At 64.1% G+C, this 14,966-nt stretch carries 16 protein-coding genes; 9 read left to right on the plus strand and 7 right to left on the minus strand.

The window, feature by feature from the left end; genetic code table 11:
• The first annotated feature begins 25 nt into the window (after nucleotides 1-25).
• Nucleotides 26-829 (plus strand): DUF4097 family beta strand repeat-containing protein, encoded by an 804-nt coding sequence (locus tag BJ997_RS08750; protein WP_183323379.1) that lies wholly within the window; start codon nucleotides 26-28, stop codon nucleotides 827-829.
• A 391-nt stretch (nucleotides 830-1,220) separates the two neighbouring features.
• On the opposite strand, the gene BJ997_RS08760 is transcribed toward BJ997_RS08750, so the two are convergent.
• On the minus strand, nucleotides 1,221-2,174 hold the full coding sequence (locus BJ997_RS08760; protein WP_052542385.1) for a DUF222 domain-containing protein: 954 nt from the start codon (nucleotides 2,172-2,174) through the stop codon (nucleotides 1,221-1,223).
• A 332-nt stretch (nucleotides 2,175-2,506) separates the two neighbouring features.
• Here BJ997_RS08760 and BJ997_RS08765 point away from each other — a divergent pair, with 332 nt between their 5' ends.
• From BJ997_RS08765 to BJ997_RS08780, 4 genes are all read left to right on the plus strand, one after another.
• Nucleotides 2,507-2,683 carry a hypothetical protein gene (locus tag BJ997_RS08765; RefSeq protein WP_160175892.1) on the plus strand — a complete coding sequence of 59 codons (177 nt, stop codon included), beginning with the start codon at nucleotides 2,507-2,509 and terminating at the stop codon, nucleotides 2,681-2,683.
• Nucleotides 2,684-2,785: 102 nt separating this feature from the next.
• Nucleotides 2,786-4,185, plus strand: a protein-coding gene (locus BJ997_RS08770; RefSeq protein ID WP_183323782.1) for an IS3 family transposase whose coding sequence is annotated in 2 segments (ribosomal slippage) — nucleotides 2,786-3,107 and nucleotides 3,107-4,185 — 1,401 coding nt in all. Because the reading frame shifts where the segments join, the coding sequence is not laid out codon by codon here.
• Nucleotides 4,186-4,207: 22 nt separating this feature from the next.
• Nucleotides 4,208-4,945, plus strand: coding sequence for a hypothetical protein (locus BJ997_RS08775; RefSeq protein ID WP_183323383.1), 738 nt, complete (start codon nucleotides 4,208-4,210; stop codon nucleotides 4,943-4,945).
• 356 nt (nucleotides 4,946-5,301) lie between these two features.
• On the plus strand, nucleotides 5,302-6,369 hold the full coding sequence (locus BJ997_RS08780) for an IS110 family RNA-guided transposase (protein ID WP_183323385.1): 1,068 nt from the start codon (nucleotides 5,302-5,304) through the stop codon (nucleotides 6,367-6,369).
• Between the two features lie 30 nt (nucleotides 6,370-6,399).
• Here the strand turns inward: BJ997_RS08780 and BJ997_RS08785 are convergent, their stop codons facing one another.
• Nucleotides 6,400-7,338 (minus strand): J domain-containing protein, encoded by a 939-nt coding sequence (locus BJ997_RS08785; protein ID WP_035840333.1) that lies wholly within the window; start codon nucleotides 7,336-7,338, stop codon nucleotides 6,400-6,402.
• A gap of 159 nt (nucleotides 7,339-7,497) precedes the next feature.
• Here BJ997_RS08785 and BJ997_RS08790 point away from each other — a divergent pair, with 159 nt between their 5' ends.
• A complete protein-coding gene (locus BJ997_RS08790; RefSeq protein WP_236629162.1) occupies nucleotides 7,498-8,151 on the plus strand; it encodes a DUF1345 domain-containing protein in 654 nt (217 codons plus the stop codon).
• Between the two features lie 22 nt (nucleotides 8,152-8,173).
• Here the strand turns inward: BJ997_RS08790 and BJ997_RS08795 are convergent, their stop codons facing one another.
• From BJ997_RS08795 to BJ997_RS08805, 3 genes are all read right to left on the minus strand, one after another.
• Nucleotides 8,174-8,338 carry a hypothetical protein gene (locus BJ997_RS08795; protein ID WP_160175926.1) on the minus strand — a complete coding sequence of 55 codons (165 nt, stop codon included), beginning with the start codon at nucleotides 8,336-8,338 and terminating at the stop codon, nucleotides 8,174-8,176.
• A 63-nt stretch (nucleotides 8,339-8,401) separates the two neighbouring features.
• A complete protein-coding gene (locus BJ997_RS08800; RefSeq protein ID WP_035840311.1) occupies nucleotides 8,402-8,899 on the minus strand; it encodes a DUF6328 family protein in 498 nt (165 codons plus the stop codon).
• A 9-nt stretch (nucleotides 8,900-8,908) separates the two neighbouring features.
• The gene (locus BJ997_RS08805) at nucleotides 8,909-9,634 is read right to left on the minus strand and encodes an SOS response-associated peptidase (RefSeq protein WP_035840310.1); all 726 of its coding nucleotides are present in this window, start codon (nucleotides 9,632-9,634) and stop codon (nucleotides 8,909-8,911) included.
• Between the two features lie 64 nt (nucleotides 9,635-9,698).
• Between BJ997_RS08805 and BJ997_RS08810 the strand changes: the two genes are divergently transcribed.
• Nucleotides 9,699-10,550, plus strand: coding sequence for a DUF3097 domain-containing protein (locus tag BJ997_RS08810; RefSeq protein WP_035840309.1), 852 nt, complete (start codon nucleotides 9,699-9,701; stop codon nucleotides 10,548-10,550).
• Nucleotides 10,551-10,798: 248 nt separating this feature from the next.
• Complete coding sequence (cspE, locus tag BJ997_RS08815) at nucleotides 10,799-11,002, plus strand: transcription antiterminator/RNA stability regulator CspE (RefSeq protein WP_035840308.1); 204 nt, start codon at nucleotides 10,799-10,801, stop codon at nucleotides 11,000-11,002.
• A gap of 118 nt (nucleotides 11,003-11,120) precedes the next feature.
• Here the strand turns inward: cspE and BJ997_RS08820 are convergent, their stop codons facing one another.
• Nucleotides 11,121-11,600: an Lrp/AsnC family transcriptional regulator gene (locus BJ997_RS08820; RefSeq protein WP_035840307.1), complete on the minus strand. Its 480-nt coding sequence runs from the start codon at nucleotides 11,598-11,600 to the stop codon at nucleotides 11,121-11,123.
• A gap of 119 nt (nucleotides 11,601-11,719) precedes the next feature.
• Between BJ997_RS08820 and BJ997_RS08825 the strand changes: the two genes are divergently transcribed.
• Nucleotides 11,720-12,925, plus strand: a complete 1,206-nt coding sequence (locus BJ997_RS08825) for a trans-sulfuration enzyme family protein (protein WP_244962582.1) — start codon at nucleotides 11,720-11,722, stop codon at nucleotides 12,923-12,925.
• 170 nt (nucleotides 12,926-13,095) lie between these two features.
• Here the strand turns inward: BJ997_RS08825 and BJ997_RS08830 are convergent, their stop codons facing one another.
• Nucleotides 13,096-14,913, minus strand: a complete 1,818-nt coding sequence (locus BJ997_RS08830; protein WP_035840022.1) for a DEAD/DEAH box helicase — start codon at nucleotides 14,911-14,913, stop codon at nucleotides 13,096-13,098.
• Nucleotides 14,914-14,966: the final 53 nt, after the last annotated feature.

A 14,966-nucleotide genomic window follows, 5' to 3' on the forward strand; every position in this document is an offset into this window, starting at 1 on the left:
TCCGCTTGTGTTTGAAGGAGTCCGCATGACGAGCACACCGCCCCCGCCCCGGGGAAGCGCACGCATGTCACGCGGACTCACGATCACGCTCATCATCGGGCTCGTGCTGGTGGGCCTTGTGCTCATTGCTGGGGCACTCGTGCAGACAGGACTCCTGACGGGAAGCCCGATTGCCATCGACAAGGACGCTCCGGCCGGAACCAGCGTCGTCATGACGATTCCGAACGCCGCAGTCACCCTCGTGCCCAGCTCTGACAGCCGCGTTCACGTGGCCGGGCGAGGGTCGCACTTCGGCTCCGAGCCCACTGCCACTTTGTCGACTGAATCAGGCGCGACGACGATTTCCGGCGGCTGCCCCGACGGTTTTTTCGTGCGCTGCTCCCTCCGGCTCAACGTAGCGGTTCCCGCCTCCGTCAGTGTGGACGTCGACGGGCGCAATGGAAGCATCACTGCGACCAGCTTGATCGGGAATCATCGCCTGCACACCACGAACGGTGCCATCGAGGTCACGGAGACCCGAGGCCCCCTGCGTCTCTCGAGCACCAACGGCGCCGTGAGAGTGATGGAGTCCCATTCCAACCGCGTGACCGCCAGCACAACGAACGTAGCCGTGCAGCTCGACTTCACGTCGGCACCCACAACGGTCGAGGCTCTGAGCACCAATGGTGCCGTCCCTGTGCGCGTACCCAACACGGGAGTCGCCCACTGCGTGGATCCCCGAACCACGAACGGCAAGGTCGAGACGGCGACGGTACCCAGCGACCGCACCGCCACCCGCACGATCACGGCCGAGACCACCAACGGCAGCGTGACCATCGCGGCCCAGTAAACCACCGGTTCTGCCCTGGTCTAGAACGGGCCGGGTTCGCCGGGGTTGGGCTTGGGTGTGTTAAACCAGTTGAACGGGGTCGGTGCGCCGGGTTGATCCGGTGCGTCGGTGGTGGGTCGTGGCAGGGGTGTGACGAGGCGGGTGGCGGGGTCAGTGGCGTAGTGCTTGCCGGCCGGTGATGTCCAGTGCATCACCCCGTCGGGAGTCTGCTTGACGGTCCGGGCGGTGTTGCGTTTGAGGGCGTGGTCTGCTCGGCAGAGGTGCGCGAGGTTGACGTTGCCCGTGGGGCCGCCGAACTGCCGGTCGATGGTGTGGTCGATGTCGCAGAACCTCGCCGCTTTGTTGCACCCGGGAACCCGGCACGTGGCGTCTCGGATTTGCAGGTACTTTGTCAGCGCTCGTGGAACCTTGAACTGCTCGGCGCTGACGGACAGCGCGATTCCGGTATGGGGTGTACGAGGATGCGGGTGAAACTCGTCGCGGTTCCGGCGAGGCGCCGCGCGGTCTCCGGGTCGATCGGCCCGTACCCTTCGAGTTCGCCGGGCTCCTCGCTCTTGCCCATCAGCGTCAGCACCGGGACGGTGATGTTCACCGTGGCACGCAGACCGGCACCGAGGCCGGTCTCTGTGACCCCGGTCAGGAGCAGGTCCGTCGCGACATCGGTTCGCAGCTGGGCCAGCGTGCGGGTCTCGTCGATGTCTTGCAGGTTCGTGGCCGCGTCGCTGACTCGGTTGAACACCGCCTGCAGGTCATCGGAGGCGGCGGAGATCCACAGCGTAGACATGCCGTCGATGCCGGGGAACAGCTGCACGCGCCGGTCGGTGAGGCACTTGGTGCGCCGGATCGCGATGGACTCCGGGTGCAGGCGTTCCCGCACCTTGCGGGCCATGATGTCGAACTGCGCCACCGTGAGGGTCTTCGCGAACGGCAGCAGCGCCGCCTCGAAGTCCGGCTGCGACAGTACCGGGATCGACGCGACGTGGTCGATCATGCGCTGCGCGTGCCGCTGACTGATCTCGCCGTTGAGCAGAGCCGTGCGGGTGAGGGGCAGAGCCTGCGCGAGGCACTGGCTATCCCGAATAAGTCCCTGCGCGGTGCCCTGCGGGATTCGCAACGCACACGCCAACTCCAGGACGAACCCCCGCTCGGCCGCATACTCGCCGTCCCAGCCGTCCTTGCTGGCCTTCCCGGTCTCCGCCACGGCCAGGGCCCGCGTATACGCGTCATCGATGGCATCCGCCCTGCCCGCCTGAGCGAAGCAGATCAGCCTCTCGAAATACAGCACCCGGTCAATATCCAGAACCGGCGTGTGCTCCTGTTCGTCGAACAGCGCCCCAGGAGGCACCGCCTCCAGGAATCCCCCTTCGTCAGATCACGTTGGTCCGACCCCGAAAAGAACACCTCATCAGGCTCATCCACCGCATTCGCCTCCCTCACACCCACCTCAGCGAGCCCCTGACTACCCCTACCGAGCGGAGCAGGCCTCTGGCACCTCCGAATGTTTCATACCACCATTTTACCTCTAATAGAAGATATATCCCCCTTACGATTTCAGTGAGATGCCCATATCTAAGTGGCGCATGACCGTCTGCAATGGAGCAATCGCTATCTCACTGAAATCGTAAAGGGGACGTACATGCGAATCACGCGCGCGCGGGGCGCGTGAAATAATGAGCCATGCCTACTACCGCATCCCCGCTTGGACTCCTGCTCGACGTTGACGGCCCGATCGCCAGCCCGATCACCCGCACGATCGCGACTCCGAGCATCCTGACCGACCTCGTGACGCTGGCGGGCGCCAACGTACCCATCGCATTCATCACGGGCCGGTCCCTACGTGTCAGGGTTGGGTGAGGCCAGTACCTCAGAGCAAGTTCGCCGTTTGACGTAGGGCGAGAATCAGGAATCATCACCATGTCCAGTCCGTCTTTGAGCGCAGTGCGCGACGATAGTCATATGAGTAGTCCCGGACCCCGAGCTGGTGGTCCGACCTCGAGAAGGTCGTTCACCCCAGCGCAGAAGCTTGCGTACCTCGCCGCGTATGACACGGCCATCAAGAACAACGAGGGCGGCACTTATCTGCGCACCGAAGGGCTCTACTCCTCGCAGATCACCGAATGGCGAAAACTGCGTGACGCGGGTGTCCTCGCGGGGAAGAAGCCCGGTGAGAAGATTGGCCGGTTAACTCCGGAGCAAGCCGAAATCGCCCGGCTACGTCGCCAGTTGAGCAAGACCGAGCAGCGGTTGGAAACGACGGGGGTGGCGTTGGAGATCATGTCAAAAATGCACGAGCTACTCGAAAGTCTTTCGAAGAGCTCGCGGGACGAAACACCGTGCGCGTTGCCGTAATGACCGCGTACCGCGAACTGGCCAGCCGAGGAATCAACACTCGCGTCGCGGCCGACCTGGTCGGGATCCCTCGAGCGACAGCCACAAGGAAACGACGCATTCCCGTCCGTGGCCCGGCCCCGGTTCCGGCGAACAAGATCGGCGACGAAGGCCGCCGCGAGATCCTCGACGTCGTCAATTCACAGCCGTTCGTGGACCTGCCGCCGATCCAGATCTACGCCCAACTGCTCGACGCGGACACGTACTTGTGCTCCATATCAACGATGTATCGGGTGTTGAACGAGAACCAGCAGGTCAAGGACCGCCGCCGACAGGCACGCCACCCGGCCCGGGCGATCCCGGAACTGACGGCGACGGGACCCGGCCAGGTACTCAGCTGGGATATTACGAAACTCGCCGGCCCGATCAAGGGCAAGTACTTCGATGCTTACGTGATGATCGATATTTACTCCCGCTACATCGTCGGCGCCTATGTTCACGCGTCGGAATCCGGCGAGCTGGCGGTGGAGATGATGAAGGAGATCTTCGGCATTCACGGCGTCCCTCAGGTCGTTCACGCCGACCGCGGCACGTCGATGACGTCCAAGACCGTCGCGGCGCTGTTGTCTGACTTGGAGGTCACCAAATCGCACTCGAGGCCTCGGGTGAGTAACGATAATCCCTACAGCGAGGCCTGGTTCAAGACCCTGAAGTTCGCTCCGACGTTCCCCGAACGCTTCGGCTCCCTTGCCGACGCGAAGACGTTCATGGCCTCGTTCGTCGACGGCTACAACCACGAGCATCGCCATTCCGGGATCGGCCTCAACACGCCAGCAGACGTTCATTACGGCCTCGCCGAGGCGAAGGCCATCGAACGGGCAGCGACGCTGGACGCGGCACGCGCACGCTTCCCAGAGCGATTCAGCACCAACAAGGCGCCGCAGATCCTGTCCATTCCCAAGACGGCATGGATCAATAAACCAGCCCCCAAACCTATCGAGAATGAAGGGCTCGAACTAGCCGCCTAAACTCCCACTGGCCTCATCCACCTTGACAAATTCCGGGTCGGCAGCATTCATCAGGGAACAGGTTGTCGCACCGCTCCTCGCAGAGGGCCTGCCAGAAAGCTTCCGCATGTACGGGGTGTGCGAGAAAGGCGCCGTGTGGTTTGCCATCGGCGCACAGGGAATGGGCGAGATCGCGGTGGACGAGAGCGTCGCGCTCCCGCAAACTGTCGTCGACGCGCTGCGTCTCCTCGTGCACGAGGATTTCGCCGACACGATGTTCTTCGACGAGACCAAGCAGGCCATGGTGTCGGTGGAACAGCGAACGGATGTCGACAGCGAGGCGTATAAGGCCTGCCAGCCGGCGTTCAACCAGGCTGCTTTTGCCATCCTGGAGCGGCACGGCCTCGGCGTGCGGTTCGAAGACCAGGTTGCGCCGAACGCGGCCGGTGAGGTGCCGTTTCGCCTCGACGCCACCATCATCTCAACCGACATCGAATCGGTCACCCTCGATAAGAACCACGCGGCCGAACGCGCCCTTGCCTTCTTCGCGGAAGGCGGTCCGCTCCCCCACCTGTGGCGCTCCGTCGGCGACTCCCGCAGCGACTACCGCATGGCGGACCACCTGCACGAGGCGGGCTACGACGTGTCCCACGTGGATGTTCGGCCGCTCGACGGAATCCTCGATCGCCCCTACCCGGTGATCGTGATGGGCGAGCAGATCCACGACGAAGCCGGCGCGAGCTTTCTTGACCATTGGGTGGAGAAGCTGGGTCTGAGGTAGGAGCAGGTGCGCCCGAGACCGCTGGGCCCTGCAATGAGCAGAAAAGAATAGGGAATCTCAGAGATTCGACTGGTGCGAGGAGTGTGGCGATCGCTCCTTCGTCGCGCCTCCATCAGCGCTTGGATCGAGCTTGTCAGTGATGATGGTTGCAGGGGGTTGGCCCGGTCTGACTCGGAGCTTGTCTGACGCTTCGGTTGTCTTTGTCTCGATGCGTCGACCGGTGTCCAGCCCCCGCACGCATTGTCGTGTTCGGGAGCACCACCATGACTTAATAGGAGCTTGACTCCAGCCTCTTCACTGACTTGTCTGACGGTGCCCCTGAACACTGACCCTCAAACAGAAGGGCTGTATTCAGCATGACCTATTCCCGCAAGGATCTGATCCTCGGCGTCGATACGCACAAAGATTTTCATCACGCGGCGGTGATCAACCACGTCGGAAAATCGATCGCCGACCGGAAGTTCGACGCCACCTCCGCCGGGTACTCCGACCTCATCGCCTGGGCGACCGGCGTCGGCCGGATCGGCCGCGCCGGCATTGAAGGGACCGGGTCCTACGGCGCCGGCCTCACCCGCGAACTCACCCGCCGTGGCATCCCCGTCATCGACGTAATCGCGCCGGATAAGCAGCTGCGACGGCTGCGCGGCAAGACCGACCAGATCGACGCTTACAACGCGGCCCGCGCCGTCCTCAACGAGCTCGCCACGGCCGTCCCGAAGACCCAGGACGGCTTCGTGGAGGCCCTGCGAGTGCTGCGCACCTCCCGTCGCTTGCTAGTCAAACAGCGCACCGAGAGCATGAATCAGTTGCAATGCCTGATCGTCAGCGCGCCCGCAGACCTGCGCGTGAGCCTCGCGAAGCTCAAGGCGAAGAACCTGGCTCTGCGCTGCTCAAAGATCCCCGTGCGCAAGGCGGACGACCTCGTCATGACCGAAACAAAGAATGTCCTCCGCTCCCTCGGCAAACGCTATTTGGAGTTGCTCACAGAAGCCGACCGGCTGATGAAACGCCTCGGCGCCATCGTAAAAGAGCACGCCCCGGAACTGCTCGCCGTGCACGGCGTTGGGCCGGACGTCGCCGCGACAATGCTGATCGTCGCCGGCGAAAACGTCGACCGCCTCAACAGCGAATCCGCCTTCGCACACCTGATCGGTACTGCCCCGATCCAAGCCTCATCCGGGAAGACCAACCGACACCGATTGAACCGTGGCGGCCATCGCCAAGGCAACTCAGCGGCCTACCGAATCGTCATGGTCAGGATGAAATCCCACGAGAAAACCCGCGACTACGTCGTCAAGGCCCTCGCCCGAGGAAAGACCAAACGAGAGGCCATGCGCCTCCTCAAACGCTACGTCGCCCGAGAGATATTCCAAATCCTCATCACCATCAGAGAACGCCACCAACAAGCCGCAATCTCAGCTTGACATCTATAGGAGCATCGAGATCGGGAGTGGCTAGCTGGCCACGAAGCGGATGCCGTTTTGCAGGGTACTGCGCAGTTCGAAGACCTTCTCAAAGCTACCGCGGTCCATTCCCGGGAAACCGTCACGCAGGAGCCCGTTGAGGCGTGACCTCGGCACGACGATGACCATGGGGTGTCGCCCGCGTTTGGGCACCGTGGGCGTGCCGTCGACAGCACCGTCGGGGACCACGACGATGAGGCCCGTGAATCGAACGCGAACGAGGCGGGTGAATGCCTTCGCGCTCACCTGGAAGCTGTGAACCGGGTCGTCGTCCTCTGGTACCTCGTCTCCAACGAGCTCCCCACGGCGCAGCTGCACGGTGCCACCCCAGTCCTCGGACAGGATGGCAAATAGTCCGGCCGGGCCGAGCACGACGTGGTCGAGCTTGTCGCTGCCATTTCCGGAATCCACGTCATGCCACGCGGTGAAGCCGATGCCGAGACCGGACACGAGGTGGGCCGTCGCCTCCTCGGCCAGCGCCTTCGCGAGGGTGTGACGGATGCCGCGGGGTGCCGACCGCACGAGTGACGGCAGATACGGGTCGTCGACGACGGTCCCTCTGCCAGCCCATTCCCGAATCAGGGTGAGGTAGCGCTGCCGCACCTGGCCGCCAGGGTGACCGTGCATGCGGGTCTTGAGGCCGGTCGGTGACGAACGGGATGACGACCCGGGCGTCGACGACGCACGGAAGGCATCCGTCGTGGGCTCGGGGTCGCCGAAGCGCGTGCGATCGTAGGCCGCCCGGCCTTCCGGAGTGCCCACCCGTTCCCAGGCAATCTGCACGGCGTGGAATTGAGCTGCGCTGCCGCCCACGTCGGGGTGCGTCTTGCGCAATTTCAGCCGGTACGCACGCCGGAGATCCTCGTCGCTCGCTTGGGCGGACACCCCCAGCACCTCATACGGTGTGGACGCGGCAGGGCTCTCGTGCATCCGGGGAGGTACCTTTCGTGCTGTCTGAAAAACTGTGAGTCAGTATATGAACATACCGGGCGTGGCTGAAATCTCGCCGAGGGCGGGGTCTCGCCCCGTTGTCGGGATCTCGACAAGCTCGATCAACGGAGACGGCGCCCTCTGTGCGACGATCAGCTCGTGAAGAAACCTGAACAGTTGCGCCACATGCATCGATACAGCACACGCCTGATCGCAATGCTCGTCGTGGGAGTCAGCGCGGCCCTCGTGACCGGATTGCTTGACGCCTGGCTATTCTCGCTCATCATCGGCTGGGCTGCCGCCTGCGTGACCTACATCGCGTGGGTCTGGCTGGCCGTCAGCCAAATGGATGCCACGCAAACCGCCAGTCACGCAACGCGCGAAGATCCCTCCCGCCGCGCGTCCGAGCTGCTGGTTTTGCTCGCCAGTCTCGCGAGCCTAGGCGCCATCGGATTCCTGCTTACGGCGGCTTCTACATCCACCCTGTCTGAACGGGGCGGTTTGGCCGCCATCGCCGTGGCGAGCGTCGCCCTGTCCTGGGCGCTTATCCATACGCTCTATACGTTGAGATACGCCTCGCTCTACTATCGAGACGCCGACGGCGGCATCGATTTCAATCAAGCGGATGCGCCGAGCTACGGAGACTTTGCCTATCTCGCCTTCACGATCGGAATGACCTACCAGGTCTCGGACACGTCCATTCTGACGCACTCGATACGCATGACGACGCTGCGCCATGCGCTGCTGTCGTTTCCGTTCGGCGCGGGAATACTGGCGGCGCTGATCAACCTCGTGGCAGGGCTGTCGCCCTGAGCCACGGGACTCGCGGAACCGGTTAGTTGCGCAGCCAGTGGAACGGGATTGCGAGCGACACACAGATGGCGACGATCCCGGCGATGAAGATCGGACCCTGCAGGGCCGTTACCGTGAAGGCGAGCCCGAAGAGCCAGAAGCCCAGGATGAAAACCGCCAGCGCGATAATAAAGGCGACGACATTCATGTGGTGATCCTCTCGATGTGGTGACCGCCGAAATTCTCGGGCCACCTCATTCGAGCGTACCGGTCAGGGCCGATCGAGCTTAACCAAACGGGGCAAGACGAGCCATATCAGTACCGTGGTGAGCAAAATCAATGCGCCCGCCACAATTCCGGCCGCTCGACCGACGACGACATCGAAGATGAGCAGGACCGCTCCGGTAAGAACCACGGAGAGCCCGATCAGCGTCGCACGCAACATAATGCTGCCGATCGCCACGATCTGGGCCATGGCGTGACGGTGGAACAGGTGCCGGTGAAGGCTGACCGGACCGAGGCCGAGCGCGGTCGTGGCCACCGCCGTGAAGATCAACGCGAGATAGACGGTGAGTTGGTAGGAGTCCAGAGATTGGAACCGAGTTTGAAACGCGGCGGCCAGCAGAAAACCCGTGATGATCTGAGTACCGGTCTGGGTGACCCGCAGCTCCTGCAGGATCGAGTTCCAATTGCGATCCAGGCGCTCAGTCGTCGTTTCATGCCGGGCATTATTCTGCTCTCCGGGTGCCGGATGATCCGGGTAAACCATGATCGTGCTCTACATCGTGTCGCTGCGGGCGGAATCGCCGGCAACCGGCTCGATGAGCTCCGGCCCATTGCCAACGATCGGCGCGACCTCGTAAAAGCGCAGGGTCTCGGCCTGGGAACGCGAAGCTGCAACGGCCGCATCGACGAAGGCCTGGTCGCCGACGGTGTGCGGGTCAAGCCATTGGTCCCAGGTCTCCTCGGGAAGTGCCACGGGAATACGGTCGTGGATGGCGGCGAGCGGCCCCTGGGCATCCGCTGTCAGGATGGTCGCCGAGAGTACCCAGCGGGCGGGGTCATCCTCGGCCAGGGCCGGATTGCGCCACCAGGAGTAGAGGCCCGCGAAGGCGAGCGGCATGCCATCGTCGGAGTGCACGAAGTAGGGAGTCTTCTTCGCGCCCACGGTGTGCCACTCGTAGTAGCCCGTGGCCGGTACGAGCGCCCGACGCGACGCGACCGACTTCTTGAAGGTGGGTTTCTCCGCGGCCGACTCCGAACGCGCGTTGAACGTAGGGAATGACGACGCCATCTCGGTGGCGAAGGAGGGAATAAGCGACCACCGCGCCGACTCAAGCCGACGCACGGCGGGCTCCTGCTTGGCTGACTCAAGCACAATGGGAATCTGCTCGGTCGGTTTGATGTTCCAGGAGGGCTCGGGCAGGTTGCTCCCCTCGTGCTCTACTTCGAACATGGCGGCGAGATCGGACGCCGTATCGGTAATGATGTATCGACCACACATAGAGGTCAGATTACTCCAGCCGCGTGAGCGTGCGCCCAAGGCGACTTCGGCTAGCGTCGATTCAATGGATGACCGATTCAGCGACGACCGCTACAGCGCAGATGTACTCTCCCCCGGCTGGCAGAAGGTGGGGCGCATCGTCATCCCGACGCAGGAAGCCAGCAGGGACCTCGTCGTAGAAGAGGTCGCCACCGGGTTCTGCGGTGCCGTGATGCGCGTCGAGAAGAACATCGTCACTCTCGAAGACCGCCACGGCAAACTCCGGCTCTTTCCGCTCGGCAGCGGGTTTCTGCTGGACGGCAAGCCCGTCACCCTGATCGCCCCGACCATGGCGGCGGCCCTCGGACGTGCTCGAACCGCCTCGGGATCGATGGCCGTAGCGGATGCCCCGGCCCGCGTCGCCAGGGCTAGCCGGATTTTCGTCGAGGGCCGGCACGACGCCGAACTCGTGGAGAAGGTCTGGGGCGCAGACCTGCGCATCGAGGGCGTTGTTGTGGAGTATCTCGAGGGTATCGACCACCTCGAGGAGATCCTTCGGGAGTTCAAGCCAACAGCCGCGCGCAAGGTGGGCGTTCTCGTGGATCACCTGGTGCCAGGCTCCAAGGAGAGCCGCATTGCAGAGGCCGTGGCGCACGGGCCGCACGGGCGCACTGTTCTCGTGGTGGGCCATCCCTATGTCGATGTGTGGCAGGCCGTGAAGCCAGCCCGGGTGGGACTGAAATCGTGGCCGCAGATTCCGCGCAGCATCGAGTGGAAGCACGGCATCTGCGACGCGCTCGGTTGGCCCCACGAGGAGCAAGCCGACATCGCTCGCGCGTGGCAGCGCATCCTCGGGCAGGTACGCACCTATGCAGACCTGGAACCACAGCTCCTCGGACGCGTCGAACAGCTCATCGACTTCGTCACAGTGGAATGACCCCGAATGGCCCTACTTAGGGGTATTCCCTCGAAAAAGTATGACGGTTTTGTTTCAAAACGCCGCCCGATTTAGTAACCATACGAACTTGTGAGCTAGTGTTGGTTCTGAAGTTGTAGTGCTTGCACGTCTTAAACGCATTGATCTCGGTTGATGCGCCACATTCCTTTCGGAAGCGGACGACGAATACCGCGACGAACGGCCCCGACAGTCGGGGTCGGTCTAACACTCCTGGAGGAGTTTTACAAATGGCAACAGGTACCGTGAAATGGTTCAACGCTGAAAAGGGCTTCGGCTTTATCGCACCCGACGACGGAAGCGCCGATGTTTTCGCGCACTACTCCGCGATCGCGTCGAACGGCTACAAGTCCCTCGATGAGAACCAGAAGGTCGAGTTCGAGGTCACCCAGGGCCCCAAGGGTCCCCAGGCCGAGAACATTCGCGCCCTCTAAATAGAGCTCAGTAACGCCCTCGCCTCTGGCGGGGGCGTTACTTCGTTAACATGTGCAAGCGGCACAGAGAGAAGGGCCCGATCACGGCGATCGGGCCCTTCTTCTGCGTGACTGGCTGCTACTTGACGAGGTCCTGCCAGCCGTCACCGTCTACGTATTCAAATATCAGGTTCGTCTCGGTGTGAGCCACGGCCGGGTGCTCCGCGAGATGCTCCAGTACGAAGTCACGCAGGTCAGACGCATCCGCTGCGGCCACGTGCAAGAGATAGTCATCAGCGCCTGCGGTGTGGAAGAGGCCGATCACGCCAGGCCAGTGCGGCGCCGCGTCGCGAAAGTCATCGATCTGAACCCGCGCGTGTTTAGCGAGCCGCACCGAGATGAGCGCCTGCAAAGACGCACCCAGGGCAGCAAGGTCGATATTGGCCCGGTAGCCGCGAATGTGACCGAGCTGCTGCAGCCTCCGCAGGCGCAGCGAGACGGTGGACTCCGCCACTCCGATCTCCGCAGCCAGCGCGGCGCCCGACGCGCGTGCGTTCACGGATAGTGCGCGCAGGAGCGCACGGTCGACACGGTCAAGTTCTGGCTTCTTCGATTCCATCGGCGTGCTCCCTCGTTGCCAAGCAGCTTATGCGATTTTTCTGCCACCCAGTGGCAGGGTCTGCATGCCCCCTTGTGCACATGAGCAGAATCTGTTTCTGTCAGAGGATGTTGCCAACGATGCCACGCATAGAAACCCGCGCTGTCCACTCCGGAATGGACAGCGTCACGGAAAGCGGATCCCACGTACCCGTGATCGACCTGTCTACGACAAATCCCCTGACCGGAGTTGAATCCGGCGGGGATTCGTACGAGAATCTGGCCACGGGAGGCGCTCTGCAGTCGGGCGACTCTGCCGTGTACCAACGTCTCTGGCAGCCCGGAGTCGCCCGGTTCGAGAATGCCCTCTCCTCACTCGAAGGCAGTGAGGGCACTGTGGCGTTCGCCACGGGAATGGCGGCGTTGTCCGCCGTTCTGCTGGCAGCGGTGACAGCGGGAACCCCGCACGTGGTGGCTCTTCGCCCCCTCTACGGCGGCACCGACCACGTTCTCGCGACCGGTCTGCTCGGCACCACTGTGACGTGGACCGACGTCGACGGCATCGCCGCCGCGATCCGCCCCGACACCGGACTGGTGATCTTGGAGAGCCCGGCCAATCCCACGCTCGAACTCACCGACATCCGCTCGGTGATCGAAGCGGCCGGCACGGTGCCGGTGCTCGTGGACAATACCTTCGCCACTCCGGTCCTGCAGCGACCTCTCGAACTCGGCGCGACCCTGGTGCTGCACAGCGCCACGAAATACCTCGGCGGGCACGGCGACGCGATGGGCGGAACCGTCTCCGGGCCGATGGAGTGGATGGTGCGGCTGCGTCAGATGCGGGCGCTCACCGGCGGCCTGCTGCATCCGCTGTCTGCGTACCTGCTGCACAGGGGGCTGCGCACGCTGCCCGTGCGGGTGCGCGCCCAGCAGACCACGGCAGGCGACATCGCGGCTCGGCTCGTGGGGCACCCCGCGCTGACACGCGTGCTCTACCCTGGGCTGCCCGGTCAGGACCCGCAGCGGCTGATCGGGCGTCAGACCGAAGGCGCCGGCTCGCTCATCGCGCTCAACTTCGCCGGCGGGTTCGACGCCGGGGTGCGGTTCACGGAAGCGTGCAGACTGATCACACACGCGGTATCGCTCGGCGGAGTCGACTCGCTCGTGCAGCACCCGGCGTCGCTCACCCACCGTCCAGTGGAGGCCAGCGCGCGCCCGGCGGCTGGAATCGTGCGGCTGTCGATCGGGCTGGAGCACGTCGAGGACCTGATAGAGGACATCCTGACGGCCCTCGATGCCGCGCTGGGAGCGCCCACTGCGGCGGAAGCCGTGGTGCTCTCGGCGTAGTCCGTGGAGTCCGCGTTGGCGAGACCGGCTCGCGAGGTCTCGATCGCTCCTTCGTCGCGCCTCGACCAGCGGGACCGCCGCCACGCTCGGAGGTCTCGATCGCTCCTTCGTCGCGCCTCGACCAGCGGGTGCGAGTTGGAGGATCGCGGGCGTTGGCGGGACTGGCGCAGCTAGCTGCGGCCGAGGCGGCGGCGGAGCAGGTCGATGCGCGCCTGCAGCTGGGTGACGCTCGCCTGCGCCACGGCCGGGCCGCCGCAGAGGCGCCGCAGCTCGGAGTGGATCATGCCGTGGGGCTCCTCGGCCAGCTTGGACCACATGCCCACGAGGCTCGAGAGCAGCGTGCGCTGCTCCTTGAGCGTGCGGTACAGGGGCGGCGGGTCCTGCGGGGCGATCTCCCCCGTCACCGGATCCTTACGCTTGTCCGTGGAACGTTTTGCCTGACGGGACTGGCGCTGCCGCAGCAACTCGGACACCTGCTCGGGTTCGAGCAGGCCGGGGATACCGATGAAGTCGAATTCCTCGTCGGTGCCCGGCTCGGCCAGCTCGCCGAACTCGTCGCCGTCGAACATGACCATGTCGAACGTGGCCTGCGAATCGAGTGCCTGCCAGGTGAATTCTTCTTCACCGAGGCTATCGGAGGCCTTCTCGTCTTTGTTCGCTGCCGCGACCATGGCGTCTTCGGGGTTGTACATGCCGTCGTCGCCGTCGTCACGGTTGCTGCGGTCGAGCGCGTGGTCGCGTTCAAGCTCCATGGCGTTGGCGAGACTGAGCAGCCCGGGCACATTGGGTAGGAAGATCGACGCCGTCTCACCGCGTCGGCGGGCACGCACGAAACGGCCGATCGCCTGCGCGAAGTACAGCGGGGTAGACGCGCTCGTGGCGTACACGCCCACCGCGAGCCGCGGCACGTCGACACCCTCGGACACCATGCGCACTGCCACCATCCAGCGCCGGTCGTTTTTCGAAAACTCGTCGATACGGTCGCTGGCCTCCTTCTCGTCGGACAGCACGATGGTGACGGGTTCACCGGCGATCTCCTCGAGAATGACGGCATAGGCGCGTGCGGTGCTCTGGTCGGTCGCGATGACGAGGCCACCGGCATCCGGGATTCCGTGGCGCACCTCGGTGAGGCGCTGGTTGGCGGCGCGCAGTACGTCGGGGATCCACTGTCCGGTCGGTTCGAGCGCCGTGCGCCACGCCTGGCTCGTGATGTCTTTTGTGTTTCCTTCGCCGAGCTTGGCTTCCATCTCGTCGCCCGTGCGGGTACGCCACTTCATGTGGCCGGCGTAGACCATGAACATGACCGGGCGCACCACCCCGTCGGCGAGAGCCCGGCCGTACCCGTAGGCGTAGTCGCTCTGAGACATGCGGATACCGTGCTTATCGGGCAGGTAGCTCACAAAGGGGATCGGCGAGGTGTCGGAGCGAAACGGCGTTCCGGTCAGCGACAGCCGGCGCGTGGCCGGACCGAACGCCTCGCGGATGGCGTCCCCCCAGCTGAGCGCGTCGCCGCCATGGTGGATCTCGTCGAGGATCACGAGGGTGCGGCTGGATTCGGTGAGGCGCTTGTGCAGGGCCGCCCTGGCCGCCACCTGGGCATACGTCACGACGACGCCGTGGTAATGGCTGCCGTAAATGCCGTCGGCGTTCTTGAACATGGGGTCCAGGCGGATGCCCGCGCGCGCCGCGGCATCCGCCCACTGGTTCTTGAGATGCTCGGTCGGTGCCACGACCGTGATGCGGTCGATGGTGCGCCGGGAGCGCAACTCAGCGGCGAGTCGCAGCGCGAACGTGGTCTTGCCGGCTCCCGGTGTCGCGGCCGCGAGGAAATCCCGGGGCTCGTGCTGAAAGTAGGCCTCGAGGGCCTCGGCCTGCCAGGCCCGCAGCTTGCTCGCGGTGCCCCACGCGGCTCGCTCCGGAAAGGAGGGGGACAAGTGTTCGGCTGCACTCGTTCCCTGCGCGGGACCGAAAACAGATGGAGTATTCACTTCTCCTCAAGATACCAAGTTGTGCCGCGCCCCGTGTGTACCGACAGAATGAA

The organism is Cryobacterium roopkundense, from assembly GCF_014200405.1.
Lineage (GTDB): Bacteria > Actinomycetota > Actinomycetes > Actinomycetales > Microbacteriaceae > Cryobacterium > Cryobacterium roopkundense.